29 protein-coding genes are annotated in these 26,338 nt (G+C 61.3%); 16 read left to right on the top strand and 13 right to left on the bottom strand.

What is annotated here, in order from left to right:
* The first annotated feature begins 172 nt into the window (after positions 1-172).
* From NKI17_RS28980 to copD, 4 genes are all read left to right on the top strand, one after another.
* Positions 173-1,180: an AI-2E family transporter gene (locus NKI17_RS28980; RefSeq protein ID WP_352693726.1), complete on the top strand. Its 1,008-nt coding sequence runs from the start codon at positions 173-175 to the stop codon at positions 1,178-1,180.
* 288 nt (positions 1,181-1,468) lie between these two features.
* Positions 1,469-2,011 (top strand): hypothetical protein, encoded by a 543-nt coding sequence (locus NKI17_RS28975; RefSeq protein ID WP_352452020.1) that lies wholly within the window; start codon positions 1,469-1,471, stop codon positions 2,009-2,011.
* Between the two features lie 258 nt (positions 2,012-2,269).
* Positions 2,270-2,629 (top strand): copper homeostasis periplasmic binding protein CopC, encoded by a 360-nt coding sequence (gene copC / locus NKI17_RS28970; protein ID WP_352907128.1) that lies wholly within the window; start codon positions 2,270-2,272, stop codon positions 2,627-2,629.
* A 2-nt stretch (positions 2,630-2,631) separates the two neighbouring features.
* Entirely contained in the window at positions 2,632-3,489 is an 858-nt protein-coding gene (gene copD, locus NKI17_RS28965) for a copper homeostasis membrane protein CopD (RefSeq protein WP_352797736.1), read from the top strand.
* Between the two features lie 399 nt (positions 3,490-3,888).
* Here the strand turns inward: copD and NKI17_RS28960 are convergent, their stop codons facing one another.
* Together NKI17_RS28960 and NKI17_RS28955 are read right to left on the bottom strand one after the other, a co-directional pair.
* Positions 3,889-4,200 (bottom strand): hypothetical protein, encoded by a 312-nt coding sequence (locus NKI17_RS28960; protein WP_352907127.1) that lies wholly within the window; start codon positions 4,198-4,200, stop codon positions 3,889-3,891.
* Between the two features lie 15 nt (positions 4,201-4,215).
* Entirely contained in the window at positions 4,216-4,356 is a 141-nt protein-coding gene (locus tag NKI17_RS28955) for a hypothetical protein (RefSeq protein WP_352797733.1), read from the bottom strand.
* A gap of 395 nt (positions 4,357-4,751) precedes the next feature.
* Between NKI17_RS28955 and NKI17_RS28950 the strand changes: the two genes are divergently transcribed.
* Both NKI17_RS28950 and NKI17_RS28945 read left to right on the top strand, forming a co-directional pair.
* Positions 4,752-5,396 (top strand): DUF1007 family protein, encoded by a 645-nt coding sequence (locus tag NKI17_RS28950; protein WP_502894645.1) that lies wholly within the window; start codon positions 4,752-4,754, stop codon positions 5,394-5,396.
* Positions 5,397-5,417: 21 nt separating this feature from the next.
* Positions 5,418-6,131, top strand: a complete 714-nt coding sequence (locus tag NKI17_RS28945; protein WP_352907132.1) for a HoxN/HupN/NixA family nickel/cobalt transporter — start codon at positions 5,418-5,420, stop codon at positions 6,129-6,131.
* A gap of 164 nt (positions 6,132-6,295) precedes the next feature.
* Here NKI17_RS28945 and NKI17_RS28940 read toward each other — a convergent pair whose 3' ends face one another.
* The 3 genes from NKI17_RS28940 to NKI17_RS28930 are packed head-to-tail and all read right to left on the bottom strand — an operon-like array spanning position 6,296 to position 8,244.
* A complete protein-coding gene (locus NKI17_RS28940; protein WP_352577931.1) occupies positions 6,296-7,084 on the bottom strand; it encodes a hypothetical protein in 789 nt (262 codons plus the stop codon).
* A gap of 11 nt (positions 7,085-7,095) precedes the next feature.
* On the bottom strand, positions 7,096-7,812 hold the full coding sequence (locus NKI17_RS28935; RefSeq protein ID WP_352797731.1) for a HupE/UreJ family protein: 717 nt from the start codon (positions 7,810-7,812) through the stop codon (positions 7,096-7,098).
* Positions 7,813-7,860: 48 nt separating this feature from the next.
* The gene (locus tag NKI17_RS28930) at positions 7,861-8,244 is read right to left on the bottom strand and encodes a hypothetical protein (RefSeq protein ID WP_352797729.1); all 384 of its coding nucleotides are present in this window, start codon (positions 8,242-8,244) and stop codon (positions 7,861-7,863) included.
* A 106-nt stretch (positions 8,245-8,350) separates the two neighbouring features.
* On the opposite strand from NKI17_RS28930, the gene NKI17_RS28925 reads away from it, so the two are divergent.
* The 9 genes from NKI17_RS28925 (at position 8,351) to NKI17_RS28885 (ending at position 17,416) form a co-directional block, all read left to right on the top strand.
* Complete coding sequence (locus NKI17_RS28925; RefSeq protein WP_352693716.1) at positions 8,351-8,632, top strand: metal-sensing transcriptional repressor; 282 nt, start codon at positions 8,351-8,353, stop codon at positions 8,630-8,632.
* Between the two features lie 9 nt (positions 8,633-8,641).
* The gene (locus NKI17_RS28920) at positions 8,642-9,985 is read left to right on the top strand and encodes a cation diffusion facilitator family transporter (RefSeq protein ID WP_352797773.1); all 1,344 of its coding nucleotides are present in this window, start codon (positions 8,642-8,644) and stop codon (positions 9,983-9,985) included.
* Between the two features lie 60 nt (positions 9,986-10,045).
* Positions 10,046-11,368 carry an MFS transporter gene (locus NKI17_RS28915; RefSeq protein WP_352907126.1) on the top strand — a complete coding sequence of 441 codons (1,323 nt, stop codon included), beginning with the start codon at positions 10,046-10,048 and terminating at the stop codon, positions 11,366-11,368.
* Between the two features lie 9 nt (positions 11,369-11,377).
* Positions 11,378-11,818, top strand: a complete 441-nt coding sequence (locus NKI17_RS28910; RefSeq protein ID WP_352623815.1) for a YqaA family protein — start codon at positions 11,378-11,380, stop codon at positions 11,816-11,818.
* A gap of 163 nt (positions 11,819-11,981) precedes the next feature.
* Positions 11,982-13,544 carry an ABC transporter substrate-binding protein gene (locus NKI17_RS28905; protein ID WP_352797725.1) on the top strand — a complete coding sequence of 521 codons (1,563 nt, stop codon included), beginning with the start codon at positions 11,982-11,984 and terminating at the stop codon, positions 13,542-13,544.
* A gap of 28 nt (positions 13,545-13,572) precedes the next feature.
* A complete protein-coding gene (locus NKI17_RS28900) occupies positions 13,573-14,514 on the top strand; it encodes an ABC transporter permease (RefSeq protein WP_352454977.1) in 942 nt (313 codons plus the stop codon).
* A gap of 4 nt (positions 14,515-14,518) precedes the next feature.
* Positions 14,519-15,430: an ABC transporter permease gene (locus NKI17_RS28895; RefSeq protein WP_352797722.1), complete on the top strand. Its 912-nt coding sequence runs from the start codon at positions 14,519-14,521 to the stop codon at positions 15,428-15,430.
* Positions 15,427-16,440, top strand: coding sequence for an ABC transporter ATP-binding protein (locus NKI17_RS28890; RefSeq protein ID WP_352663507.1), 1,014 nt, complete (start codon positions 15,427-15,429; stop codon positions 16,438-16,440). The genes NKI17_RS28895 and NKI17_RS28890 overlap by 4 nt, the downstream gene beginning before the upstream one ends.
* Positions 16,433-17,416 carry an oligopeptide/dipeptide ABC transporter ATP-binding protein gene (locus NKI17_RS28885; RefSeq protein WP_352907125.1) on the top strand — a complete coding sequence of 328 codons (984 nt, stop codon included), beginning with the start codon at positions 16,433-16,435 and terminating at the stop codon, positions 17,414-17,416. Before NKI17_RS28890 ends, NKI17_RS28885 begins: the two co-directional genes overlap by 8 nt.
* 360 nt (positions 17,417-17,776) lie before the next feature.
* On the opposite strand, the gene NKI17_RS28880 is transcribed toward NKI17_RS28885, so the two are convergent.
* The 8 genes from NKI17_RS28880 to NKI17_RS28845 all read right to left on the bottom strand — a co-directional run bounded on the left by NKI17_RS28880 (position 17,777) and on the right by NKI17_RS28845 (position 24,909).
* A complete protein-coding gene (locus NKI17_RS28880) occupies positions 17,777-18,550 on the bottom strand; it encodes a sulfite exporter TauE/SafE family protein (protein WP_352907131.1) in 774 nt (257 codons plus the stop codon).
* A gap of 181 nt (positions 18,551-18,731) precedes the next feature.
* Complete coding sequence (locus NKI17_RS28875; RefSeq protein ID WP_352577924.1) at positions 18,732-19,406, bottom strand: LamG domain-containing protein; 675 nt, start codon at positions 19,404-19,406, stop codon at positions 18,732-18,734.
* 34 nt (positions 19,407-19,440) lie between these two features.
* Complete coding sequence (locus tag NKI17_RS28870) at positions 19,441-20,838, bottom strand: ABC transporter permease subunit (protein ID WP_352797718.1); 1,398 nt, start codon at positions 20,836-20,838, stop codon at positions 19,441-19,443.
* A complete protein-coding gene (locus NKI17_RS28865; protein WP_352517438.1) occupies positions 20,825-21,619 on the bottom strand; it encodes an ABC transporter ATP-binding protein in 795 nt (264 codons plus the stop codon). The genes NKI17_RS28870 and NKI17_RS28865 overlap by 14 nt, the downstream gene beginning before the upstream one ends.
* 45 nt (positions 21,620-21,664) lie before the next feature.
* Entirely contained in the window at positions 21,665-22,558 is an 894-nt protein-coding gene (locus NKI17_RS28860; RefSeq protein ID WP_352797717.1) for a DUF1259 domain-containing protein, read from the bottom strand.
* 54 nt (positions 22,559-22,612) lie between these two features.
* The gene (locus NKI17_RS28855; protein ID WP_023802351.1) at positions 22,613-22,966 is read right to left on the bottom strand and encodes a hypothetical protein; all 354 of its coding nucleotides are present in this window, start codon (positions 22,964-22,966) and stop codon (positions 22,613-22,615) included.
* A 57-nt stretch (positions 22,967-23,023) separates the two neighbouring features.
* Positions 23,024-23,497, bottom strand: coding sequence for a chromate resistance protein ChrB domain-containing protein (locus NKI17_RS28850; RefSeq protein ID WP_352517436.1), 474 nt, complete (start codon positions 23,495-23,497; stop codon positions 23,024-23,026).
* Between the two features lie 593 nt (positions 23,498-24,090).
* On the bottom strand, positions 24,091-24,909 hold the full coding sequence (locus NKI17_RS28845; protein ID WP_352797715.1) for a DUF1259 domain-containing protein: 819 nt from the start codon (positions 24,907-24,909) through the stop codon (positions 24,091-24,093).
* Positions 24,910-25,348: 439 nt separating this feature from the next.
* On the opposite strand from NKI17_RS28845, the gene NKI17_RS28840 reads away from it, so the two are divergent.
* Positions 25,349-26,329: a chromate resistance protein ChrB domain-containing protein gene (locus NKI17_RS28840; protein ID WP_352797712.1), complete on the top strand. Its 981-nt coding sequence runs from the start codon at positions 25,349-25,351 to the stop codon at positions 26,327-26,329.
* The last annotated feature ends 9 nt before the right edge of the window (positions 26,330-26,338 follow it).

The raw sequence follows: 26,338 nt of genomic DNA, 5'->3' as shown, positions 1-26,338 counted from the left end.
GCGGTCCTGCGTGAGCATGAGGCGGGGCAAAAGCGGGCGACCTGGCGCGCAAGCATGGGATCTGCGAGGCGGTTAGCCTTACACACGTGTCGAAGGCGTGTTCGCTTGCGCATCACCGGGTATCAAAGCTAATGAAACCCGGAGAGGACTTGGCTGCTTCTGCAGGTGAAAAGTGCTGACTTTCTCATGGTTCTATCTCGCGTCGTGCCTGCTTGCGCTTATAGCGCTCGTCGCCGTTCTCGAACTCGGACTGCTTCCGGCACTGCTTTCGGGCCTTCTCGTGTTCAACATCGTTCATTTCGCCGCACCGATGCTCCATCGAATCGGCGTCTCCAACAGCCTGACGAAAAGCCTTGCGCTGACCTTGGTGGCATTGATCTTCACGCTCCTGGTAGCCGCCGCTATCTTTAGCGGCATGTCGCAATTGACTGGCGGTTCGGAGAACGTCGTGACGCTCCTCAAGAAGATGGCCGAGATCATCGATACCGCGCGCGTCCATCTCCCATCCTGGGCGATGGCCTATTTTCCATCAAACATCGAGGAACTGGAAGTCTTCGCGGCCCGGTGGCTCCGCGAACATGCCGGCCAGCTTCAACTCGTTGGGCGGGATGTTGGCGTCCTGGTGGTCCACATTGTCGTCGGCATGGTGATCGGCGGCTTGATCGCGGTGAGCTCGGCGGCGCCATCGCGCGAGCCCGGCCCACTGGCGGTCGCGCTCGCGGATCGTGTCAACATTCTGAGCAAGGCCTTTCGCAACATCGTGTTCTCGCAAATCCGGATTTCGGCGTTGAATACGTTTCTGACGGCGATCTATCTCGTCGCTGTTCTGCCGTCCTTCGGCATCGATCTGCCATTCATCAGGACAATGATAGCGCTGACTTTCGTCGCTGGCCTTCTGCCGGTCATCGGCAATCTGATCTCCAACACGGTGATCGTGGTTGTCAGCCTCAGCATCTCCTTCCTTGCAGCGCTCGGCTCGCTTGCTTTTCTCATCATCATTCACAAGCTCGAATACTTCGTAAACGCCAAGATCATCGGTTCGCGGATCAATGCGCGTGCCTGGGAGCTTCTTCTGGCGATGGTTTTCATGGAAGCTTGGTTCGGTATGCCGGGTCTTGTCGCCGCGCCGATCTATTATGCCTATCTGAAGGCTGAACTGACGATGCGCGGGCTAATCTAGCGTTAGGGCAGGTGGCGATTTGACGACGCAAGCAAGGTTGCTGGGAAACCGCGCAAATTTGGCCACTCGCTGAACAGCACCATCTGGTTAGTGAACCCTCAAGAGTTTCGTGACCGATTTGAAGGCCCCCGTTTAATAGCACGCCCACTGCAAAGACATTAGAAGGCGCGCTAAAACATAAATTGTCCGGAGGCATGTAATCTGCTACTGTTTGATCACCGACAAACGGCTCTGGAAAGCCGTGCGTCGGACATCATGCACAAGATCAACTCAAACCGGAGAACGGCCATGAAACGGCTTCTGACGGTCGCTGCCCTTTTGGCGGCAGGCAGTTTGGTTACGATGCAAGGCGCAGCCGCCGACGACGCTGCGATGATCAAGAGCGCTGAATCTGCTGCACCCCCTGCCGTGGCAAGCGGCGCTGCGGTCTACGCCGCGGATGAAAAGGGCGCCATGCGCACCCTGCGCGAGGGCAAGAACGGCTTCTGGTGCATGCCGGACAGCCCGTCCACGCCCGGCCCGGACCCAATGTGCGGCGATGCCAACGCGATGGAATGGGCGATGGCATGGATGGAAAAGAAGGAACCGCCCAAGGGCAAGGTCGGCTTCATGTACATGCTGTCCGGCGGTACCGATGGCAGCAACACCGATCCCTATGCGACGAAGCCCGAGGAAGGCAACAATTGGATAGAGACCGGCCCGCATGTGATGATCGTCAACGCAATGGACATGATGCAGGGCTATCCGACGGACCCCAAGCCTGACACATCCAAGCCCTATGTGATGTGGCCGGGCACTCCATACGCACATCTCATGATCCCGGTTAAGTAGCTGAAATGGAGTCACGCGGGCGCCAACGCTTGTTTCGCCCGCGCTTGTCCTGATAATTACAAACGCTTGCGGCGTCCGTGACCTTCAATCGAGAGTCTCGGCGGTCGGTAGCGGGTTGGCCTGATCTCTCATCACTTTTCCGGCAAATGGAAAGTTTCGTGACAGCTCGAACAGTGGCGGCCCTGCAATACCAAATATTCGTATATTCGTCAGGAAGTGCATAGTCTTTGATGACCGTCGTCGCGGGAGGAGTTCGCGTTGAACCGGACTATCCGAATGATCGCCACACTTGCGCTGTGGAGCGTGCCATTATCCGGCCAGGCGCTTGCGCATGCTCGATTGGTCGAGGCTACTCCAGAGATCAATAGCACCATTGCCGCTCCGCCCACTGAGATTCGACTGCGCTTTAGCGAACCCATTGAGGCTCGATTCTCGGGCATCGATCTTTCGGGGCCGGATGGTGCGAAGATCACCACGGAGATCGCGGTGCGCGATAAGGACATGGTGGCACCTGTATCAAGGTCCCTTGCGCCGGGTGTTTATCAAGTTGATTGGCACGCGCTGTCAGCAGACGGGCACAAGGTGAAGGGCAATTTCAAATTTGAAGTCAGACCGTAGAAATGGACGTTGATGGCACTCTGGCCTTCGCCCGGTGGGTCTACTTCCTCTCAGTGATGATTCTATTCGGGTCGGCACTCTTCCCTTTCTATGCGCTAGGCAGAACCGCGGCTCCCGCGCTTGCGCCTCTACCCCGTAACATCAATCCTGCCCTCGCACTTGCGGCCGCAATCTTCGCGGCAATTTGGCTGCTGTGCTTTACGGCCGGGCTCTCCGGACGCGAGGGTATGGTTGACACCTTGCGCGGCGTCCTCATGGAAAGCGACTTCGGAACTGTTTGGTTTGTTCGCCTTTCGCTCGTTCTCCTGCTCCTGGTGATCAGTTTCTCGGGGCGGCCCGAATTGATCGTCGGGCCGGCTTTCTTGCTACTGACCTGCGAGGGTTGGCAGGGCCACGCGGCGGCGTTGGGCCTTCTAGGCTCACTGACTCAAGCTCTCCATGTTGCAAGTGCCGGGGCGTGGATAGGTGGCCTCCTGCCCCTCGGCCTGCTTGTCGCGGCAGCACAGCGGCATCCATCCGAAGTCGCAGGCGTGGAAACCGTCCTGTGGCGCTTCTCCCGCTTTGGTATGGTGGCGGTTGCGCTCATTTTTTTGACGGGCGCCATGAACACTTGGCTCGTGCTTGGCTCGTTCCCCGATCCGCGCAACAGCTACGGTCGAATTCTCCTGTTCAAGATCAGCCTATTCGTCGCGATGGTCAGTTTGGCGGTCTACAACCGATACGCCCTGGTCAGCCGCATGAAGTCCGAACCGGCCAAAAGCTTGGGCACATTATCTCGCAACGTTGCGCTGGAGCAGATCATCGGGTTTGGGGTGCTTATGGATGTAAGCGCGCTGGGGCTTATGGATCCGTACGCGTGACGCGCTGACTTTGCAATTATCCGCTGGCAACGTTTCTGCAATTCGCGATCGACACTCACCTCTATCCGCCTGGCGCACAGAGTGGCTGGCCGGTCTGGCTGCCGATCTCAACCAACGTCGGGACGTGTGGAGCGCGGATATATGCCTGCCACCTAGACACGATTCCATGCGTAAACGAGTAACTGCCAGCACCAGCCGGCCAGCGTTCATCGCTCCTTTGATCCCCACCCTGGTGGAGAAGCCTCCCGAGGGCCGAGGGATGGACGCACAAGTTCGACGGCTACCGCGGGTCTTCAATGCGGACCGCGTCGGAGAATAACTGGCGAATGATACTACGGGGCGACGGCGCAGCCGCCGACAGTCGGATGGAGGTCGATCTCGTCGCAGCCGCTGGGCCCGCTAAATGGCACTCTTGACTAACGTGCCAGAGGGTCCATTTTTTGACCCTGCGGTGTGCTGATATCGAAGCCACTCTTTATCCCGGCGCTCGCTGCTATATGCCTGAGATCGCCGCTGGTGCGTGCCGATAATGTCGATCTGGCGTTGGAAGCTTTTCACGGTATTTGTCTTGCCCATCGACCTGACTTCGAACGAACCGTCGCTGCGGCCAGGAGACGCGGATGGACTCCGTTGTCCGGCGACGCAGCACTTGCCCCCGTCGATGACGTAGACGCCTTCCAGGGCTGCGAGGCGACCGGTGACGACGTACAAACTTGCTCCATAAAGCTATTCGATGTCGACCGCGCCCCATTCAAGGAGCGTTTCTTCGCCCGGACGGATGCCGAAACAATCGGCGAGGACAGAAACGGAATGCAAGTTTCCAAACTCTACATATTGACAGCCGGCAATCGCAAGCAGCTTGTCCATTTGACGTTCCCGAGGTCCCGGATCACATCGAACACGGTCATTGCAAGCTCGATCGCCGACGACTAGGGCGGATCAGCTGGTGTTATCTGCACGGGACGCGGGGCTTTTTGCGTTTGCAAGGAACTCGCGATAGGAATGCTCTGAATCGATCTGGAGCAGCAAATTGAGCGATCGGCAAAAGATCATCTGGATGATAGTGGTGGCAATCCTTGCTGGTATCGCGGTGATCATGCTCAAACATTGGCTGAAGGGCGACCTTGGGTAGCTGCCTCCTTAAATGAAGCAACACAGCCCTGATCGATCAAGGTTGGGCTTTGGCCCGTCCCATTTCGGCCTGCTTGCAATGGCAGGTGTCCTGTCTGATGCGGAATCGACGAGCGAAATGTGAGCGAAAAATGCAACTGACAGGCATGGTATCAGGCGCGGCGCTGTTGCTCGCTTCCGCCGCGGCAGCGAACGCCCATCCGCATGTGTTTGCCGAAGCGACGCTGGACCTGACCGTCGGTCCAGACAGAACGCTCAAGTCGCTTCGGCATCTCTGGCGTTTCGACGACCTCTTTTCCAGCACTGTGCTGATGGAATTCGACAAGAATTCCGACCTTGTCCTTGATGCCAAGGAACTCGATGAAGTCGCTCTCACCGTCCATGCGTCGTTGGCCGAGTACAACTACTTTCAGATGGTGACCTTGAACGGCAAGGACGTGACGATGGCGCCACCGCCGAAGTTCAGCGTCAGCTATGAAAACGATCAACTCGTCGTCCAGTTCGAAACGCAGCCGAAGGACCCGTTGGCCCTTGCTGGAAAAGTCAGTATCGGTGTCTACGATCCGACCTTCTACACGGCAATCGATTTTACCGACGACGACAAGATTGCGGTGGCCGGTCTGCCGCAAGGCTGCTCACGTTCCGTCGTCCGTCCAGATCCGGACACGGCCATCGCGCAGAACCAGAAGAGCCTGACAGACGCGTTCTTCAGTGATCCGACGGGGACCGATCTCGGCAAGATTTTCGCGACGCGCCTCGAATTGACGTGCGGCTGACCCGGAGCCGGTTCGATGGCCATGTTCCAGACGCTGGTCGAGTTCCAACGCACGATCTACCTGGCGCTGGCCGAGCAGATCAAACTGCTTGCGGCCGGCGGCGGTTGGCTGGCGTTCACGGCCTTTCTGCCCATGGGCATTCTGTTCGGTGCGGCGCATGCGCTGACGCCGGGCCATAGCAAGGCTGTCCTGGCCACCTATCTGGCAGGATCGGACGCCAGCGTCCGGCGTGGGCTTCTGGTGTCGCTGACACTCTCCTTCACGCATGTAACGATTGCCGTGCTGATCGCGGCGCTCTCGTTGCCGTTGGTATCGATTGCCCTGGGCAGTGTTGGCCGCGCCCCGCTGCTGGAAGACGTCAGTCGGGGCCTGCTTGGCCTGATCGGCATCTGGATGCTCTGGCGCGCATTGAGCCACGGCCATCACCACAAGCATGAGGGCGAGGCCGTCGGCGTCATGGCCGGCCTGATCCCATGCCCGCTGACGCTTTTCGTGATGACCTTTGCGATATCCAGAGGCGTTCCGGTCGCCGGCATTCTTTTCGCAATCACCATGATGGTCGGCGTGGCGCTGACGCTGTCTTGCGTTGCGGTGCTGTCGATCCTGTTTCGTGAACGTCTGGTGCATTTTTTCGATAGCCGGCCACGCCTGTTCGATGCCATTTCCCGAGCCATTGAGGGCGCTGCCGGCTTGGCGCTTGCCGGCGTAGCCGTTTGGCAGATCACGTCGGGCTGAAATGCCGTGAACCAGATCGAGCGGTGGATCAAGACCCGTTTACCTGAAGGTCAGCCGTGTCTTCCTCGCGGCGCAAAGCTTCGACGTGCATCTGCGCTCGTCGGTGGAACAGACGGATAGGTGACGCCCGACGCTCGAAGTGGCGCCGGGCGACCCTGTATGCGCTAGATCATACGCTTGATGTCGATGTAGTCGCCTTCAGTCTGGATCGTCAGGGTCACGTCGCTGCCACCGCGGTTGCGCCAGAACCAACCGTGATTTCCATCGAAGGCGGCTTCAATGGCACCTTCGTCAGCTGGAACGCTGCGACCCTTTTCATAGCTGACGGACTGACCGCCGCCATCGCCGTGCGTCTCGAAGTTCACCACGCCACCGTCAGCTGTCCAGGAAAAGTTTGCCTTGGCGCCCTGCCGCATCACGAGCTTGACTTCGGCACCCTGGCCTGGCGCCAACGTGAAGGATAGCTCGTCTTGCCTTCCATCTGGCTGGATCGGGGCTTCCGAGGTTGCTTCGGTGGCAGGCGTTGTAGCAATGGCCGGAGCCTCGGCAGGAGCGATCTCTCCAACTGTCACATTGTCTTGGGATACCGCCTCCCCAGTTGGCGACGGCTGCAAAGCAGGCCGTTCGGCGGTCAGAGCGACGAGGAGGTTTTCAATTCGGTCCATGCGCGCCATCAATTCGGCCGGAGGGACCATTTGCGTCATCCGCTCGGTTGGTGCCTTCGCGCTGGCCATTTCGTCGGCTGCCGCCTCGGCTGCCAGCTGTGTCTTGATTTCGCCCATTCTGGTGAGGCCGAGCAATCTGCCTGCTCCAGTCGGGTCGATCGCATACTCGGACGGCATGACGACCGTGATGAGCAAGGCGAACGCCGTCAGCGCGGCAATGAAGGTGGAGCGCTTGAGCTGCGCTGACGTCGGCAAATCGGCGCGGCTGGGAAGGTCGGTGTTGTACATGATTCGGTTCCTTATGCGGCGACGAACAGGCCGGTGAGCTGATATCCGATCAGCAGGAAACCAGCCGTCATCATGATGACGTTTGCGGTATAGGCGTGGCGCCAGAAGCTTCGTGTCCGGCGCCAGTAGCCCATCACGATCAGGATGGCGCCAAGAGCCAAGAGCTGCCCGATCTCGACGCCGACATTGAAGGCCAAAAGGTTGGGCACCAGGCCGTCCGGCGAGATGTTGTATTCGATGATCTTCGTCGACAGGCCGAAACCATGGAAGAAGCCGAAGACCAGCGTCGCGATCTTGGTGTTCGGCTGGAAGCCGAGCCATCGCTGGAAAGAGCCCATATTGTCGAGCGCCTTGTAGACCACGGAAAGGCCGATGATCGCGTCGATGATGTAGCTGTTGATGCCGACGTTGAAGTAGACGCCAAGCAGCATGGTCGTGGAGTGGCCGAGCGCAAACAGGCTGACATAGATGCCGATATGCTTCATCCGGTAGAGGAAGAAGATTACCCCGAACAGGAACAGGATGTGGTCGTATCCGGTCACCATGTGCTTGGCGCCGAGATAGATGAAGGGCAACACGTTGATGCCCGAGATTTCCTGGATGTAGCCCTTGTCGCCGGCGGCGACGGCATGGGCAAAGGCTGCCCCGGCGAGCAGCGGCAGGGTCAGCAGAGCGATAAGCAGGGGCAGGGCGGGTCGCCAGTGGCCCCGGTCGAAGGGTTCTTGCATAAAATTTCCAATCTTCGTCGTTGAGGGTGGCCGCGCGAGCGGCCGCGATCATGCGGCGAGGAATGGTCTCGGCGGTCGCTCGAGCCGGAATGTCGTGCCCGGATCGACGGAAGTCGGCGGGTAATTCAGCCAGCCCCGTTCGACCTGTGGAACGGTCGGTGCGAAGTCGGCTGGCGTGCTCGCCGTCTCGTGCGAGTGGTCGGCCGCATTGTGCCCGTGAAAATGGCCAGCGCTCTGCTCGTCGGCAACGCCGTCATCGTGTGCGTGGTCATGATCTTCGATCTGCGCGGCGGCTCCGCCGTGACGTTCAACCGCGGTGGCAATCGCGATCGGATCGTGTGAGGTCGAATAGCCGAAAGGACGCAGCACGCCGAACATCATCGCTAAAGCGATGACCAGACAAAAAACTGTGCTGTGGATCCGATTCGGCATGAACGGCGATTATTCTCCAAAATCCTAACGAATGGTTGTTGACTGCACCGGAATCGAGGCCTCTTTGAGGCTTGTTGTATCCCCTCCAAGAGGATAGTATCAAGAGATGAGCAAGCAGCCTCATACCCACGAAACCCATCCCGATATCGTCAAGCGCCTGAAGCGGGCTGGCGGACATCTCAAGGGCGTCATCGAAATGATCGAAGCGGGCCGGCCCTGCCTCGATCTTGCCCAGCAGCTCCATGCTGTCGAGAGGGCCATCGCGCAAGCCAAGAAGACCCTGATCCAGGATCATCTCAACCATTGCCTTGAAGACGTCGTCGGGCCGCTGGCGCGCGAGCAGCGCCGCTCGATCGACGAGTTCAAGGATATCACCAAGTACCTGTGAGAGAACACCATAATGGATAAGATACGCGACTGGTTCGGCTTCGGTCCGATGACGCAGGGCTTCGGCGGCCATGGACATGATCATGGTGATGGTGATGGCGGCCATGGCCACACCCACGGCGTCATCGATCCGACGATCGCCACGACGACGCGCGGCATCTGGGCAATCAAATGGTCATTCGTCGTTCTGGCCGTCACGGCAGCGCTCCAGCTTGTGGTCGTGTTCCTCTCCGGCAGCGTGGCGCTGCTGGCCGACACCATCCACAATATCGGCGACGCGGTCACCGCCGTCCCGCTGTGGATCGCCTTCATGCTGGTCCGCCGCAAACCGAGCAAGGCGTTCACCTACGGCCTGGGCCGCGTCGAGGATCTGGCCGGGATCGTCATCGTTCTCATCATTCTTTTCAGCGCCATCGTCGCAGGCTATGAGGCGATCGACAGGCTGATCAATCCGCGTCCCATCGCATTTCTTGGCTGGGTCGCCATCGCCGGCCTCATAGGCTTCATCGGCAATGAAGCGGTCGCCGTATTTCGCATCCGCGTCGGACGAGAGATCAACAGCGCGGCGCTGATCGCGGACGGCTACCATGCCCGCACCGACGGCTTTACCAGCCTGGCGGTCGTGCTGGGCGCTATCGGCGTCTGGCTGGGCTTTCCGCTTGCCGATCCGATCATCGGACTGCTGATCACCGCGGCGATCTTCGCCATCGTCTGGCAGTCGTCGAAAGCCGTGTTGACGCGCATGCTCGATGGTGTGGAGCCCGGCATCATCGACGAAATCCATCATGCCGCCGAACATGTGTCCGGCATCGAGCGCCTTGGAAGTGTGCAGGCGCGCTGGATCGGCCATCGCCTACATGCCGACGTCGCCATCAGTGTTCCGGATGCGGCGACGGCCAAAGACGTACTGGGCGTCAGCGAAGCCCTTAAGGAGGAACTGTTCGCCCACTTGCCGGCGTTGGCGGAGGCGAATGTCCGCCTCGAAAGCTCAGCCGGTTCGACCGCCAAGCGGGGGGAAACCTCTCATGCTCATCATCATGCACCGGAGCCGTTCAAGGTCGTATGCGAGCTGGCTGCAGGGACATTGGAAATCGTCGACACACCGGCCGGCGAGCGGATGCGGCTGACCATCGATCGGCATGCCGACGATCTGGCAGCGACGGTGATCATAGACCGCCCCGGCGGGCCGGAGACGCTTCGCCTCGAACCTGTCGGCGACAACCATCACCGCCTTGAGAGCACCGTCGCCCCTGCCGAGCCGCATGAGTTCCAGGCGAGGTTGATCCTGGCCGCGAAGGGTCGCGAGCAGGTGCTGCCGTTCAAGATGGTCGAGCCGGAAGGTCACCATCACTGAGACAGGCAGGCCGTTCGCGCCAGTTCTCGACGAACCGTCATCCGCTGCAAGAAGACAAATATGCTTCAGGTCCTGGCCAATCGCACTTACCGTCATCTCTTCCTGGCCCAGGTCATCGCCCTGATCGGCACTGGCCTTGCCACCGTAGCACTCGGGCTGCTGGCCTATGATCTTGCCGGCGCCGATGCAGGCGCGGTGCTCGGCACGGCGCTCGCTATCAAGATGATCGCCTATGTCGGCGTGGCGCCTGTCGCCGCTGCGTTCGCAGAGCGCCTGCCACGCCGCACCATGTTGGTTTCGCTCGACCTCATCCGGGCAGCAGTCGCGGTGTTCCTGCCCTTCGTCACCGAAGTCTGGCAGGTATATCTTCTCATCTTCGTCCTGCAGTCGGCGTCGGCAGGCTTCACTCCGGCCTTCCAGGCCTCTATTCCTGACGTGCTGCCCGAGGAGAAGGACTACACGCGAGCCCTGTCGCTGTCGCGACTGGCCTACGACCTGGAAAGCGTCGTCAGTCCCATGCTGGCGGCGGCGCTGCTTTCCGTCATCAGCTTCCACAGCCTGTTCGCCGGTACGGTTGTCGGCTTCCTGGCGTCCGCGGCGCTGGTCGTCTCCGTGGTGCTGCCCAGCCCGCAAGCCTCGGAGCCGCGCGGCATCTATAAACGCACGACGCGCGGAATCCGCATCTATCTGGCGACGCCGCGATTGCGCGGGCTGCTGGCCCTTAACGTTGCCGTCGCGGCGGCAAGCGCGATGGTGATCGTCAACACGGTCGTCCTGGTGCAGGCGCAGTTCGGCCTCTCACAAAGCGACACGGCGCTGGCGCTCGCCGCCTTTGGCGGCGGATCGATGATTGCAGCGCTTGCCCTGCCGCGGCTGCTGGAGAACGTCCCGGACCGGGTTGCGATGCTCTCGGGCGCCGCGATCCTGGTCGCGGGCGTGCTGGTGGGACCGCTCGCCGGCAGCTACTATCTGCTGCTGCCGCTCTGGTTCGTGCTCGGGCTCGGCTATTCGCTGGCGCAGACGCCTTCGGGCCGATTGATCAGGCGTTCTGCCGATGCCGTCGACCGGCCCGCTCTGTTTGCGGCCCAATTCGCGCTTTCGCATGCCTGCTGGCTGATCACCTATCCCATTGCCGGCCGCGTCGGTGCCGCGATGGGATTGCCCTTCACCTTCATTCTGCTCGGCGTCATAGGCGCCGCGGCCCTGCTTGCCGCGATCTGGCTATGGCCGAAACACGATCCCGACGTGTTTGTACATACGCATGTCGATCTGCCTGAGGACGACCGGCACATCGGCGACGCAGTATGGTCGGAAGCGGGCTATGAGCATTCGCATGGCTACGTCGTCGACGATCGGCACCCGAAATGGCCCAAGGCAAGCTGAGAGCTCGAAATGCCTGGCGAGCTCGCCATCTATGGCGGTCTTTTCCTGACCGCGTTTGCCGCGGCGACCATTCTGCCGATGCAATCGGAAGCAGCCCTTGCGGGACTGCTCCTGACAGGAAGCCATGCTCCGGCTCTGCTCATCGCTTTCGCAGGCGCAGGCAATGTGCTCGGCTCGATCGTCAACTGGTGGCTCGGCCGGGGGATCGATCGCTTTCGCAACCGCAAATGGTTCCCGGTAAAGCCCTCCGCGTTGACACGCGCGACGCGATGGTATCAGCGCTATGGACGATGGTCGCTGCTGTTGAGCTGGCTGCCTCTCGTCGGCGATCCGCTGACGGTCGTGGCGGGGGCGCTGCGGGAGCCATTCTGGAGCTTCCTTGCGATCGTCACGATCGCGAAGGTCGGCCGCTACCTCGCGCTGACGGCGATGACGCTGAGCTGGACTTAGCGCTTGTCGAGACCCGCGCCGGCACCGCGACATTACGCAGGATGGCGCTTTCCTTTGCCAAGCGCAGCGCTGTGCGCCAACTTGGATTGGCGCCGAATATGTCTATACAAATGGGAATGCATGTGTACAATCGCTACCAATCAATCAAAAATGGGGAACTGAAATGATCACTCTCGACCGCCGCAATTTCCTTGTTTCCACCGCCGGCCTTGCCTTCGCCGCTGCGCTGCCACGCACCGCCTTTTCCGAAACCAACGACACGCTGAAGATTGCCATCGCCGCGGAGACCGGCGATCTCGACCTGCTGCAGAATGTTTCAACGCTGAGCACCTACACCATCGTCTTCGATGCGCTGATCCACTACGGCCAGAACGGCGCGCTTGAGCCGGGACTTGCCACCAAATGGACCATTGCCGACGATCAGCTTTCGATCGCTTTCGATCTGCGTGAAGGCGTGACCTTCAGCGACGGCACGCCGTTCGATTCCACCGCAGCCGAATGGAACCTCAAGCGATGGATGGGGGTGAGCGACTTCTCCTGGATTGGCGTCTCCGATGCGTACGACAGCATCGTCACCGATGGGCCGAACAAGCTGACGGTCAAGCTGAAGCGACCGGTGCCGGCCGCACTCCTCGAACTCACCATCGTCCGCCCAGTTCGTTTCCTGTCGCCCAAGGCAGTCGACAAGGATGGCAAGCAGACGGCGCCGATCGGAACCGGTCCATGGATCGTCGAAAAATACGATTCGAGCGGCACCAGCCTCGTTCGCAACGACAAATACTGGGGCGAAAAGCCGCTTTTCAGCCGCATGGAATTGAAGGTGGTTCCCGATGAACTCGCTCGTGCCAACGGCCTCCGCTCAGGCGACCTCGATGTCATCGGTGGCGACTGGGTGGCGACGCTATCGCCGCGCCGCGCCCGTGCGCTGGAAAGCGACGGCATGAAGGTTGTTGCCGAGCCGGGCACCGCGACAATGCTGCTCGGCTATTCGCCGAAGTCGAAGATCATCGCCGACAAGGCCGTTCGCGATGCCGTCTATGCATCGGTCGACCGGGCGGCGATCGCCAAGGTCCTGTTCGAGGGCTTTGCCGACCCGGCCGCCGATCTGTTCCCGGCGAACGTGCCGTCGTCGGGCAAGCGGCATGACGTGCCGGTGCATGACGTGGCGGCGGCCAAGAAGATACTTGCCGACGGGGGCTGGGCAGAGAGCGGCGGCGCCTGGACCAAGGCTGGCTCTCCTCTGACCATCGACTTTCTGGTTTCCGAAGAGTCCCTGCCGGGATCGCGGCGCATCGCCGAAATGATCCAGGGTCAATTGTCCGAGGTCGGTTTCCAGGTCCAAGTCTCCTCGGTCGACAATGCCACCATGCATGAACGGCGCCCCGCCTTCGACTATGATCTCGCTTTCTTCACCACCTATGGCGCTCCCTATGACCCTCACGGGACCCTTGGCAATGCCTTCGTCTCGACGGCAGACAGCGGGCCTGACGGCAAGATTTATGTCTCGGACGCGCTCGATGGCGTGGTCAAGGCTGCGCTTGACGCGAGTGGCGCCGAACGCGACCTGAAGATGCAGGCCCTCTACGATTGGCTGCACGACAACACCGCCATCTGTCCGCTTGTCGTCAGCCAGCGGCTGTGGGCTCACAATCCGCGCGCAGAGAACTTCTCGCTTCCGGCGACCGACTACGACTTGCCGTTCAAGGCGATCACCCTAAAGGCTTGAAGACTTCGAGTCCGAGTGAGGCCTGACGATGAAACGCACGATCCTGCGACGGATGCTGCTTGCCTGCCTTTTGATCCTGGCGGCATCCGCGCTGACATTCGCCCTGGTTGCGGCGGCTCCGGGCAATGTTGCGGCGCTGATTGCCGAGCGCGCGGCAGGTCCCGGCGCGGACGCCCAAATGATCGCCAAGATCGGCAACGAGCTCGGGCTCTACGACCCGTTGCCGATCCGCTACGGACGCTGGCTTTCCGGCGCGTTGGCCGGCGATTTCGGCATCTCACTACGAACGGGAAAGCCGATCTCGTCGGAGTTTGCCGCCCGCATCCCGATGACGGCGGCTCTGCTTGCCGGCGGCGGCGTTCTCGCCTTCATTTTGTCGATCACGCTTGGCATTGCCGGGGCCGTCAGCAATGGCGGCTTCATGGACAGGTTTCTGCACGCATTTTCGCTGATCGGCGCATCGACCCCCAACTTCTTCGTGGCGGCGCTGCTGGTGATCGTGTTTTCGGTCATGCTCGGCTGGGTGCCCACCTTCGGCACGAGCGGCTTCACCTCATGGCTTCTGCCATGGGTGACGATCGCGCTGTTCCCAGCCTCCGTTCTCAGCCGTGTCGTTCGGGTCAACCTCCAGGAAGCGATGTCGCGGCCGTTTGCGACCACTGGCTTCGCAAAAGGCTATACCAGAACGCAGGTGCTGCTGCGCGAGGCGCTGCCCAACATCGCCGTTCCGTTCCTGACGACATTCGGGGCGCAATTCACGCTGATGATCATCGGATCGATCGTGGTCGAGACGGTATTTGCATTGCGCGGCGTCGGTGCCTTTTTCATCGAGGCGATACGCTTTCGCGACTTCATCGGCATGCAGTCGGTGCTGCTGCTGTTTGTCGTCTTCTTCGTCATGGTCAATTTCATCGTCGACATGATCTGCATCGTCGCGGATCCGCGAATGCGCCGGGCGCGGGGAGCATGAGGCAATGAACATTTCTGCTATCAGGGACATCAAGGACTGGCCGTGGCTGGTGCTGCTCCCCGTAATCGGCTTTGTGCTGATCGGCATCTTCGCTCCTGCGGTCATGCCTTACGATCCGAGTGCGCAGGACTATTCGGCGACACTGGAGGGCATGAGCTGGAGCCACTGGCTCGGCACCGACTATCTCGGCCGAGACGTCTTCAGCCGCATCGTTGGTGGCGCCCGCATTTCCCTGGTGGCGATGGTCATCGTGCTTGTCGCCGCTCTGGCGATCGGCGTGACGATCGGCTCCTTCGCCGGCTATGTCGGCGGCCGTGTCGAACTCGTGCTGATCAGCATCATCGACATCGCGCTGGCGCTTCCGAGCCTGGTGATCGCGCTGGCGCTGATCGGCATTCTGGGCACCGGCTACTGGTCGATGATCACGGCGCTCACCCTGGCGTGGTGGGCGAACTATGCCCGCATGAGCCGCGCCGTCGTCACCGCCGAGCTGCAGCAGCCCTATATCGAGGCGGCCCGCGTGATGGGCGCCGGTCATCTCTGGATTTTTGCCCGCCATATCCTGCCGCATGTGCTTGCTCTCGTCGTCGTCTACGCAAGCGCCGACGCCGGCGCGCTTGTGCTGGCCATCGCGACGCTCAGCTTTCTCGGACTTGGCGTCGCGCCGCCGACACCGGAATGGGGCCAGATGCTGGTCGACGGCATGAGCTACATCGAGGAGGTGCCGCGCCTCGTCGTGCTGCCCGGCCTGGCACTGACGCTGGTCGTGGTCAGCTTCAACCTTCTGGGCGAAGCCTTCGCATTGCAAAAGGTGCCGCGGCCGGTTCGCGGCGCGACATTGCGCAAGCGCCGTAACGCGCGTGCTCGCGAAGAAGCGGAGCGCAACGCCGTCGAAACGGGAACGACTTCAGCATGAGCGACGGTCAGCCGATCTATTCGATCGAAGATTTGGTCATCGACCTCTACGCCACCACCGTTTCGGTGCGGGCGGTGGACGGGGTGTCGTTCAACGTCCGTCCCGGAGAAACGGTCGCGGTCGTCGGCGAAAGCGGTTCGGGAAAGACCGTAATGACGCTCGGTCCGCTCGGCCTGCTGCCCGAGGGCGTGACCGTGGACATGAAGGGATCGGCGCGAGCCGACGGAAGCGAACTGCTCAGCATCGGTTCCCGGCAATTGTCGGACCTGCGCGGGCGCTATTTCGGCGTGATTTTCCAGGACCCGATGAGCGCGTTGAACCCGATGCTGAAAATCGGCCCGCAGCTGGCCCGCCAGGCGCGCCGCTTCGCCGGCCTGTCGCATGAGGCCGCGCGCAAGGAAGCGGTCTCGCTTCTGGCACGCTCCGGCATTCCGGACCCTGAGGATCGCTACAACCGCTATCCGCACGAAATGTCGGGCGGCATGCTGCAGCGGGCGATGATCGCGCTGGCGCTGGCGGCCCGGCCGCGCGTGCTGATCGCAGACGAGCCGACCACGGCGCTGGACGCCACCGTCCAGGCGCAAATCCTGGAGCTCATCCGTCAGATCCAGCGCGAGGATGGCATCGCGGTCGTGCTGATCACGCACGATATCGGCGTGGTCGCTTCCGTCGCCGACCGCGTCATCGTGCTTTACGCCGGCCAAGTGGCGGAGGAGGGGACGGCGATGGATGTGCTGACCCGGCCGGTCCATCCCTATACGCGCGGGCTGCTCGCATCGGTGCCGGATTTTCGCGCCGACGAACGCGCGGCGACCCGCGAGATACCGGGCCTGCCGCCAAACCAGATCCGGCTGGAACCGGGTTGCCGGTTTGCCGAGCGCTGCGAACTGGTCGAAGCCGGTTGCCGGCAGCACCGGCCGCCGTTGCAGACGATATCCGCGTCGACGAGCCCGCACCGTGTGGCTTGCCCGGTCGTGCTGAAACGAGAGGGGATCGCCGTCCATGTCTGATGTCGCGGCGATCGAGGTCAGGGGACTAAAGGTCCATTTCGCCAACCGTTCGGGTGTCGGCGCGGTGCGGGCGGTCGATGGCATAAACCTGACGGTCGCGCGCGGCGCGTTCCACGGCATCGTCGGCGAGTCCGGCTGCGGCAAGACTACGCTGGCGCGCACCATCGTCGGTTTGCAGAAGGAGAGCGAAGGCACCGTCCTGATTGGGGGAAGGGATCGCACCGAATGGCTGAAATCGGACAGGAAGTCGTTCAGCCGCGAAGTCCAGTTCGTCTTCCAGGATCCGTTGGGGTCGATGAGCCGCCGCCAGTCCGTCTACCAGACACTGGAGGAGCCGCTGCAGATTCATCGCTTCGGTTCATCAGTCGAGCGCCGGCGCCGCATCGCCGAGCTTCTGGAACTGGTTGCGCTGCCTGAGACGGTGCTCGATCGGCTTCCACGCTCGCTTTCCGGCGGCCAGCGCCAGCGCGTTTCGATTGCGCGCGCGCTCGCGCTGAAGCCGTCCATACTGGTCTGCGATGAGCCACTTAGCGCGCTCGACGTTTCGATCCGGGCGCAGATCGTCAACCTGTTCACGTCGTTGCAGAAACAGCTTGGCCTGACCATTGTCATTGTCGCGCATGATCTGGCGATCGTGCGCGAGGTCTGCTCGAACGTGACGGTGATGTATCTCGGCCGCATCTCGGAAGCCGGCCTGACCCGCCCGCTGTTTCGCGAGCCGGCCCATCCCTACAGCCAAGCGCTGCTGTCGGCTGTTCCTTCTCCCGATCCTCGCATCGAAGCCGGGCGCCGCCGGATCATTCTCGCCGGCGATCCGCCAAGTCCCAGCGCGCCGCCTCCGGGGTGCCGGTTCAACACGCGCTGTCCGGTGGCGATCGATGTCTGCCGGGTCGAGGAACCGATGCTGCGATCGGTGCCGCATGGCGGCGTGGCAGCCTGTCATCTGGCCGATAGCGGCCGCCGCCCGGTTATCTGAAAGATGGCGTTTCTGCCCCCAACGCGTTTCGCGAGGCTGACTGTCATTGCCGGTGTCCTGCGCGAGCTTTTTTGCTGGTCACTGCCGCCAAGGTCGGCCGTTATCTTGTTCTTGCCGCTGTGACGCTGAGCGTGATCTGACCTCGCGAACCTTTTCGAAGCTGAGCTGGTTAGATCGGCTGGTTCGAAGGAACCAGCCGAAGAGGCCCGTCCGATATAGACGTTTGGGAAGCCTAGCTCTTTTTGACGGCGACCTTGTCGAGGGCTGCGCGCAGGCCTTTTGCCAGCCTCTGCGCGTCGCGGGACCGGCCAACCAAGCTACGGTACAGCGCGCGAAGGGCTCCAGCCAACATCGACATTGTTAAGACATTCCTGTGGCCGCGCGCCAGGCCTGCACAACCAAGCTGTGCTGGTTCCAGATCATCAGCGCTCCACTGACAGCCATGAGCGCGACCACAAGGCCGCGGAACTGTCTTCCACTCAGGCGTTCGAGCCAGGGCTTGGCCAGCAGATTGGCAAGCGCGGCGCCCAAACCCGCGGCTGCGCCGTATATGGCCGCCTGACCACCGAGCGTCCCGAGTCCGGTGAATACCGCGACCTTGACGACATCGGTCACAAACGAGTTCACCGATTTCGTGGCGACCAACGTCTCCTTCTCCGAACCGTAGTTCAGATAGAGCGAATTCAAGACGGGTCCAACCGTACCCATCAGCGCCGACAACAGCGCGACGATCAGGCCGGCCGGGAGGAACCACCAGCGGCGGGCTCGGTAGCTCCGCTCGCGCGCGCCGCCGCGAAATTCCCAGACTGCACTGATCAGATAGATCCCTATGAGTATCTGGAGCCATTCCGCCCGACTGTTGGCGAAGAGCCAGGAGCCCGCAGCGGCACCGGCGATGGCGCCGGGCAGGTACCAACGGACCAGGCTCCAATCGATGTCGCGCCGGAAGGCCAGGGCGCGGATGGGATTGCCGATGAGCTCGGTCAAGGTGATGACCGGCGCAACCGCCGCGCTCCCTGTGATGAAAGTCACGGCGGGGATCAGCAATAGACCTCCGCCTCCGGCCGAGAGGGTGTTCAGTGTCCAGGTGAGGAACCCCGCCAACGCCAGGAGGCCTAGTCTAATCCAGTCCATCCGATCAGAACGAAGCGGACCTTTGATCGTTCCGAACGCGTCGGTTCGCAAAAGCCCGCCCGCCCCTTGAGTCTCGTGTGCGATGGAAATAATCACCCGTTACCGGGCCAAACGCGGGCGCCCGGAAGACCGGACTCCGGCGCACCGTACTAGCTTTGAAAGCTGGTTGAAAGCGTACCGCCTAACCAGCCGGAGTTACGGTGAAGTCATCAAAATACACGTGACTGTCGGCCTTCGACCACAAGCCAACACGCCCGGTCACCGGCTCAGGCAGCGTGTCCTGCAGGTAGAGCTTGCCGTCGACATAGCCTTCGACCTTGGTGCCGGCGATGCGCACCTTCAGGTCGTGCCATTCATGGGTTGAGGTTGGGGTGTTCTTGACCCAGGTCACCGACGAGCGTTTCCCCTTTTCGAACTTCCACAACACAAGGTTGTTCTCCAGAGGGTTGGCGCGAATCGTGAGATAGTCGCCATTGGGCTTAAGGTTGAACAATATCCCTGCACCCTGGTCGATGCGGCCGCTGATGCCCTCGAAACGGACGGCGATCTCTCCATCGCGGAAATCCGGCACGCCCTCAAGAACAGCATAGGGGAAGTATGCATAGGCCTGGACGCGGTCGAGGAACTCGGCGTACCGCTCCCCATAGAGGGCCCGCGCCTTGTCTGCGAGACCAGCGGAAGTCTGTCCCTCCTTCCATTGGCGCCCGTCGACGGCCAACACCTTGTTGTCGCCTTCCGTTTCGATCCGCCAAATGCCTACCACGCCGGGCATCGCCTTCGAATCTGTGCCAACTTCCTCGTCCGAAAAATTGACGATGTCCGGCGAGCCCGCCGAAGCGGGCAGCAGCAAGGCCACCAAGCCGACACCTGCCGCGGCAATTGTCTTGAGGCTATGTAAGATGTTCACGGCTGATCTCCTTCTGGCTTGAAGTGTATTTGATGGCCGGTGCGCGGCGGCTCCGCCACCAAGCAACCCAGACGAGCAGCGGCAGGCCGCCGACGAACCAGGGAAGCGCGATCCACGGAGCCGCGACGAGCGGATAGCCGGGATAATCGCCGGCCCCGGTCGCCGGCACGGGCAGGGGTACATTTGCGAGCCCATAAAGGAGCGGCAGTACCTCCTCGGTGCCGGTCGATCGACTGACGGCCGACCGGCCGCCATAGCTGTACTCGACTTCGCCATACGACTCATCGCTTGCGCTGCCGACAACACTCTGCTGGTCGCCTGCAAAACGGATGACAATCCGTGGAATGACCCGCTCGAGCTTCGATAGGACGCTTGTTCGCAAATCGGCGTACCGGGGGTCTTCGGGCGCCAGGTGAACGGTGACGGTCAACTGATCGCTGAGTTGCGCCAGGGCCTGTTGGTCGGCAAGCGAGAAAGAGTTCCGTCGGTCCTCGGTCGCATCGGCCGACCATCTGATCTGGGTAGCCGCGACCATCACAAGACAGGTCGCCACGAGGCAGATGAGCGAACGGACAAGCTTGATGCGCACGGTAGCACCCATGGGAAGCCAGATGGCAGCGAGTGCGGCAAATCCAAGAATCGCCGCAAGCACCCCGACGACCAGACTGAGCGACAACAATCCGAGCTCAAAGGTGTGCAGCGTTTGCGTGAGCGACAGCCGCGACGACCAGCCAAGGAGGTCGGGTTGGCTGGCCGCCGCGAAGTCGATGACCCACGATCCGAGTGTGAAGCCGAGTGTGACAATCGCCGCGGTTGCCGCGCTCTCGGTAAGCGCAGCCGCGAATAACGCGATGGCGCCGACCAACAGGCCGTAGAGGAGATGTCCGAGAACAAGATTCAGGGTCTCGGCGACGAACAGATGTCCGCCCATGAACTCCCAAATCTCGAGCGCAGAGAGCGCAGGGATACTGGCAATGAGCCAAGCTGCGAAGACGGCGACCAGCTTGGCGCCAATCAAAGTCGGCGGTCGATAGGGCAGCTGGATCAGGAGCCGCAAGGCGCCGGACTCCTTTTCGTTGCCGAGCACGCGTATGGCAACAAAGGGAAACAGCAGCGTAACGGCGACGTAGAAGCCGCCGAACGTCGGAACCAGTACGCCGTCCAGCGGGGATAGTGCGCTCGCGAGCCCAGGCGAGGTGAGGGCAGTAGCGCTCGTTTCGCCGTAGAGCGACACGGCCTGAAAGAAGCTGAAGCCGACGAGAGGGCAGAGCATCAGCAGCATTGTCCAGAGCGGCCGGCCGCTCGCCATTTCCCGCAGCTCCTTGGCCAGCAAGGGGCCGAAGGGAGCGTCGAGCGGTACCGCTGCCTCAGGTGAGCGCAAGGAAAACCTCCTCCAACCCACCGGAGAGGATCCCCGCACGCTCCCGCAAGTCGCCCAAGGTCCCGACGCCGCGCACGTGGCCTTCTGCGAGCAAGACGAAACGGTCGCATATGCGGTCGGCATCGAGCAGCTGGTGTATGGCGAGGACGAGGCTGCGCCCCTGCGCCGCAACCTTGCGCAGCACGTCCATGATCTCGCGGGTCTGTCGCAAGTCGAAGCCGTCGAAGGGCTCGTCCATCAGCAGCAGTGGATGCGGCGTAATCAGGGCAAGCGCCAACATCAGTCGACGGGCATACCCTTTGGACAATGCAAGCACCCGCTTGTTCAGCACCGGTGCAAGTCCGACCGCCCTAACTGTGTCCGCGACGTCGAGGTCCGATGTCCGGTAAACACCGGCGAAGAACGCGAGCACCCGTTCGACATACTGGTCGCGCCACGGCCGGAGGCCGTCGGGGAGGTAGAAGATCGATCTCCGGCGCAATGCGGGTGGCAGAGGGGCGCCGTGCCAGAAAATCGTCCCCGAGTCGGCGGGAAGAACGCCGGCAACTGCTTCGAGCAACGTGGTTTTGCCGGCTCCGTTCGGTCCGATGAGACCGAGAACTTCGCCGGCTTCGACCGTGAAGGCAACGTCCGCCAACGCTGTTTGCGGGCCGTAGCGCTTTGTCAAGGCGTCGACCCGAAGGGCGACTCCGCTCGCTGGCGGTGTTGCGATTTGCGCCTTGTCAGGCATCCGGCTTCGCATCAACATCGGCTGATTCCCTCCCGGCGTGCGATTGGGCATTGCCCGGCCGAACTCCGCCGTTGGACGCGCGCGCGGACGCCCAATCTAGCTCTTTTTGACGGCGACCTTGTCGAGGGCTGCGCGCAGGCCTTTCGCCAGCTTCTGCACATCGTCGTTCGCCCAGAAATGCATGAAGAAGAGCCGCGGCTGCTCATCGAGCATGTGGCTATGCAATGCCGTGATATCGATGCCGTTGCCTTGCAACGCCCTGATAACCGGATTGACCTCCTTGGCAGTCAGCACAAAGTCACCTGTGATCGCCGTTTTGCCGCCGCCAGTCGACTGGAAGTTGATCGCTATGGCGGAGCCCAGGGCGGCCGGCACATCCATGCCATTTTCTTCGACCGGTTCTGCGCGCGGTATAGTGAACTGGTAGACCGCGCCGTTGGCCTTGCCTTTGTAGCCAATAGCTTGGTCGACACCCGCCGTGTCGAACTCGATCTTCGAAGCGGCCGCCGCCTGCGAACCGGCGGATGCAGCCATCGGCGTCTTCGTCAGAGCCAAGCCGGCATGAAGCGCTGTGGCGAGTGCTACGGGATCACCTTGGCCGAAGAGGTGCATGTAGAGCGTCATCGGCTGCGCGCGCAGCAGGTGGTTGTGCACCGCGGTGATCTCGATGCCGCCTTCTTCAAGCTTCTTCATGACCGGGTTCACCTCGTCCTGCGTCAGAACGATGTCGCCCATGACCATTGCCTGATTTCCCATGGGATCGAAGGCGATCCAGCCTCCGAGCGCAAAGCCTGGCTTCAGGGATATGCCGTCGAGCGATACCTTCAGGTCGGTTCGTGGCAAGCCAACTCTATAAACGCCGCCAGGCATTTCCGATCCGGATTTGCCAAGTGTCTGCGCGACAGTTTGCCAATCGGGTGCCGCTGACGCCGGTTGGAGAAGCGCCGACATCGCTATCAGCATTGCGCCGGTGATGAGTTTTGCACGCATGGATTTCTCCTTGTGGTCTGCCCCAATATGCCCAATGACTTTCAATCCGAGACGCTAGTCGCGTGCAGAGGGCTTCTGCAGCACGCCCTCCAGGAAGAACGTCCCATCCGGGTCACGAAGCTGTACTGCGGTATCTGAGATCCATACCTGATAGCAGGTCTCTTCGCCTTCAACGGAAATGCAGAGCTGCCCCTTCTCGACGCGCCACTTGCCGGCGTTCTTCTTGCCCATGTCGTAGCGCACGATCCGTCCGTCGCGGCCGAACGCATCCGCCCAATGAACGTCGTCCGTGAAATCCATGCCGGCGAACTTGGCCTTGATCTCCTTGCCCTTGAGGTGCCGGAACGTGTCCGCCGCGTCCGCGGCATTCACAGCAATCAGGCTGAAGCCAAAGGCGATGGCGGCCATCAGCCGCCGACCAACCGTAGCAGTTCCCGGGCTGTTTCTTTCGAGGGTAATCATCTTTCAGGCCGCCGCCGTAGGCTTCATGGCCGGCGGCCAGCTGTGCGTCTCCGCTTTGCGGCGCGAGGCCCAGGCATAAAGGGCATCGTAGATGACGAAGCCGTGCCTCAGCACCTCATGGTCGTCCGGCGTGACGTCCCGGAGCCCCATGGAGATCGCAAGCAGTCCCGCCGACTGTGGCATGAGATCGTGCCGATCGGTGTCGGCGCCGCGCACGATCGAGGCGATCGTCACGATCGCCGGATCGCGCTCGAGGCCGTATTTCGAGACGAAGGTATCGAAGCTGCAGCCGTCACCCACATGCGTGAACTCGACACCGGGCACGTCATAGGGTGTAGCGCCCGTCTCCTGGGCAACTGGGATCACCCGATCCGGCGGCACGAACAGGAATTCTGGCTCCGTGTCGATGAAGCGGGCGATCAGCCAGGGACAAGCAATACGGTCGATCACCGGACGTTCGCGGGTAACCCATTTCATGGCCTTGTCTCCCTTTTGGTTGGCGCCACTCAGCGCGGCCTACTGCTGCGAGACCGCCAACGCTACGCCTGGTTAAAGAATGATACAAGTGTTACATTTATCTTACCCGTGATACGGTTCACTTATGAGTGAATGGAACAGCCTTGGCTGCTCCTTATCCATCAGCTGCCGAGCAAGCCGGCCTCTCCGGGTGAAGATCTGATGGCGCGCACCGAAATCTTGCGGGCCAAGACGGGACACGTTCTGGACATCGGCGCAGCGCTGGCGGTTATCCTGCTCGGCGTTTGGCCGCTGATCCGGAGATAGGTTTTCGATCTTGGCCCACCCCGCCGCACATCCATGTTTGGGGTCCGCCGTGACATCGACCTGGATCGATGCCAACGGCTGTCCCGAAGAGATGTGCCGTTCGGCCCTGCCAGCATCGACGAATATGGCAACTTCGACGGAACCGCCACCCAGGCCGACCTTCCCACCGCCGTCGCGCCGCCAACCCGAGCGCGCTGCGCCGAAGTTCTTGGCTTTCGATACATTTCCGCTGCCATTATATCGCGAGCGCGCGGCGGTCGCATGACTCCTGTGGCGACAGCGACAGACTATTGCTGCGTGTTGAGCGCCCGCCTCAAGCTCTGCGCCAACGCCTGAGCATTGCCGATGCCCCAGTAGTGCAAGAAGATGATCCGCGGGTCTTCAAAGAACATGTGATTGTGCACCGCCATTACTCCAATCGCTCCAGCTTGCAGTTCACGGATGACCGAACGGACTTCATTTTCCAGCATCGCAAAGTCGCCGCAGACCGCGGCGCGCTCGTCCGTGCCCTGAAAGGCTGCCCATGTGTTGTAGCCCATTGCGGCATCAATATTGAGCTCACCACAGCGTGTGCAGACGACGGGCACGGATGGGCGCGCCAGGACAAACTTGAGCACGCCGTCCTTGCTCTCGCCCTTGTGCTCGACAATCGCCTCAAGCGGCGGCGCGTCCAAGCTACTATTCACTTTCTTGATGGCGGGTTCGACAGGATGCTTCTGGCGCACGATCTTTATTGCTTCAAAAATCCTATGCGCTCCTGTCGCCAACGCAGTTTCATCAGCCGTACCCTCGACATGCATAAACATCACGCGCGGCTGCTCGCGGACGAAATGATTGTGTAGGGCTGTTACGTAAAGGTTCGCCTGGATCGCTGCGGCCATCGCGTCCTGGATTTCATCTTCGAGCACGACGATGTCACCCATCAGCGTGGCATGATGCGCCCCCTGTTTAAAACTAACCCAGGAGGTGAGGCCCATAAACGGAATGATCTCAAAGCCGTCCAGGGTCATTCTCACTTCACTGCGCGGGACCGATAACTTGAGCACGTCACCCGTGGTCTGTCCCTTCAGTCCGGTAAGGGATTCAATAGCTTGGGTATCGAGCATCTTAGACCTCCTCGTTTCATCGAGCACTAACCGAACCAGATTTCCGTTGGCGCCACACAATGAATCGAGTGCCGAACGCCAACGCCAGCGTCACCATTCCAATTATAGGTGCAGGGGTGGTATGAAAAAGAGCAGTACGAAGCAGCCAGCCCACCTGGGATCATTGCCAGCAGAAGGGCGGGACCGGCCCGCTCGGCGGTCGCACCAAGGGCACCGAAAATACCCGTTCCGATGATCATGCCGGCAGTCATGAGCGTAGCTGCGGTGCGTCCGACGGCCCGAGTCGCGGATGATCCTGACTGGCTAGCCCCACCCGAGGCTGTCATTTCGGCACCTCCTGTCAGGCATCAGCGAGACAGTCTGCGAGACGTCAACGCTACGCCTGAATATAATATGATACAAGTGTTGCATTTGCCTTTCTCGGTGATACGGTGTGCTGATGAGCGAAGGGGAACTTGGGACCGAGCAGCGCTGGCTGCTCTTGATCCATCAGCTGCCGACCAAACCAGCCTATTTCCGGGTAAAGATCTGGCGGCGGCTGCAGGGTATCGGCGCAGTTGCGGTCAAAAGCACAGTCTATGCGCTGCCCGCCGATGCAGAAACGCAGGAGGATTTCGAATGGCTCCTGAAGGAAATTATCGACGGTGGCGGTGAGGCGATGGTGTGTGAGGCGCGTCTGATCGACGGCCTGACGGACGCACAGGTTCGGGCGCTGTTCGATGCCGCGCGGGACATCGACTATGCAGAGGTCGCCAAGGCAGCGCGCGATCTAACGGCGGCTATCGACTCCGACAAGACCGAGGATCGGCGCGCGGATGCCCGCGCGCAACTCGGTCGAATGCGCAAGCGGCTTGCCGAAGTCGTGGCGATCGACTTCTTCGGCGCCAGCGGGCGGCTCGCCGCCGAGGGACTGATCGCCGAGCTCGAGGCTCAGCTTATAGAGGACAAGGCCATGACCAAGGAACCGAAGAAGACGGCCGAGCTGGGTGAGGTCAAGGGCCGGACCTGGGTCACGCGGCGGGACGTGCATGTCGACCGCATCGCCTGCAGCTGGCTGATCCATCGCTTCATCGATGCCGATGCAACGATCCGCTTCGTGGCGGGCAAGGGACACGTGCCAAAGGAGGGCGAATTGCGCTTCGACATGTTCGAAGGCGAAATCACCCATGAAGGGGACTGCTGCAGCTTCGAGGTACTGCTCAATCGTAGTGGCATAGTCGACCCGGCGCTGCAGGCCATCGCCGAGATTGTCCACGACATCGACCTCAAGGACGGCAAGTTCAGTCGCGAGGAAACCACCGGCATCGCCAGCCTGATCGCTGGGATCGCCATGGCCAATGCGGGAGACGAGCAACGGATCGCCGAGGGTGCTTCGGTGTTCGACAACCTCTATCGATATTTCCGCCAGAAGCGCGGGTGAGGGGAACCA

This window comes from Mesorhizobium sp. M0816 (assembly GCF_040320005.1).
Classification (GTDB): domain Bacteria; phylum Pseudomonadota; class Alphaproteobacteria; order Rhizobiales; family Rhizobiaceae; genus Mesorhizobium.
This window is presented reverse-complemented; position numbering and strand designations above follow the sequence as displayed.

Excerpts from the sequence above, each read along its gene's own strand:
- NKI17_RS28975 (WP_352452020.1), top strand. The coding sequence starts at position 1,469 with ATGAAACGGCTTCTGACGGTCGCTGCCCTTTTGGCGGCAGGCAGTTTG.
- copD (WP_352797736.1), top strand. The coding sequence starts at position 2,632 with ATGGACGTTGATGGCACTCTGGCCTTCGCCCGGTGGGTCTACTTCCTC.
- NKI17_RS28955 (WP_352797733.1), bottom strand. The coding sequence starts at position 4,356 with ATGGACAAGCTGCTTGCGATTGCCGGCTGTCAATATGTAGAGTTTGGA.
- NKI17_RS28950 (WP_502894645.1), top strand. The coding sequence starts at position 4,752 with ATGCAACTGACAGGCATGGTATCAGGCGCGGCGCTGTTGCTCGCTTCC.
- NKI17_RS28945 (WP_352907132.1), top strand. The coding sequence starts at position 5,418 with ATGTTCCAGACGCTGGTCGAGTTCCAACGCACGATCTACCTGGCGCTG.
- NKI17_RS28940 (WP_352577931.1), bottom strand. The coding sequence starts at position 7,084 with ATGTACAACACCGACCTTCCCAGCCGCGCCGATTTGCCGACGTCAGCG.
- NKI17_RS28935 (WP_352797731.1), bottom strand. The coding sequence starts at position 7,812 with ATGCAAGAACCCTTCGACCGGGGCCACTGGCGACCCGCCCTGCCCCTG.
- NKI17_RS28930 (WP_352797729.1), bottom strand. The coding sequence starts at position 8,244 with ATGCCGAATCGGATCCACAGCACAGTTTTTTGTCTGGTCATCGCTTTA.
- NKI17_RS28925 (WP_352693716.1), top strand. The coding sequence starts at position 8,351 with ATGAGCAAGCAGCCTCATACCCACGAAACCCATCCCGATATCGTCAAG.
- NKI17_RS28915 (WP_352907126.1), top strand. The coding sequence starts at position 10,046 with ATGCTTCAGGTCCTGGCCAATCGCACTTACCGTCATCTCTTCCTGGCC.
- NKI17_RS28910 (WP_352623815.1), top strand. The coding sequence starts at position 11,378 with ATGCCTGGCGAGCTCGCCATCTATGGCGGTCTTTTCCTGACCGCGTTT.
- NKI17_RS28905 (WP_352797725.1), top strand. The coding sequence starts at position 11,982 with ATGATCACTCTCGACCGCCGCAATTTCCTTGTTTCCACCGCCGGCCTT.
- NKI17_RS28900 (WP_352454977.1), top strand. The coding sequence starts at position 13,573 with ATGAAACGCACGATCCTGCGACGGATGCTGCTTGCCTGCCTTTTGATC.
- NKI17_RS28895 (WP_352797722.1), top strand. The coding sequence starts at position 14,519 with ATGAACATTTCTGCTATCAGGGACATCAAGGACTGGCCGTGGCTGGTG.
- NKI17_RS28890 (WP_352663507.1), top strand. The coding sequence starts at position 15,427 with ATGAGCGACGGTCAGCCGATCTATTCGATCGAAGATTTGGTCATCGAC.
- NKI17_RS28885 (WP_352907125.1), top strand. The coding sequence starts at position 16,433 with ATGTCTGATGTCGCGGCGATCGAGGTCAGGGGACTAAAGGTCCATTTC.
- NKI17_RS28880 (WP_352907131.1), bottom strand. The coding sequence starts at position 18,550 with ATGGACTGGATTAGACTAGGCCTCCTGGCGTTGGCGGGGTTCCTCACC.
- NKI17_RS28865 (WP_352517438.1), bottom strand. The coding sequence starts at position 21,619 with ATGCCCAATCGCACGCCGGGAGGGAATCAGCCGATGTTGATGCGAAGC.
- NKI17_RS28860 (WP_352797717.1), bottom strand. The coding sequence starts at position 22,558 with ATGCGTGCAAAACTCATCACCGGCGCAATGCTGATAGCGATGTCGGCG.
- NKI17_RS28855 (WP_023802351.1), bottom strand. The coding sequence starts at position 22,966 with ATGGCCGCCATCGCCTTTGGCTTCAGCCTGATTGCTGTGAATGCCGCG.
- NKI17_RS28850 (WP_352517436.1), bottom strand. The coding sequence starts at position 23,497 with ATGAAATGGGTTACCCGCGAACGTCCGGTGATCGACCGTATTGCTTGT.
- NKI17_RS28845 (WP_352797715.1), bottom strand. The coding sequence starts at position 24,909 with ATGCTCGATACCCAAGCTATTGAATCCCTTACCGGACTGAAGGGACAG.
- NKI17_RS28840 (WP_352797712.1), top strand. The coding sequence starts at position 25,349 with ATGAGCGAAGGGGAACTTGGGACCGAGCAGCGCTGGCTGCTCTTGATC.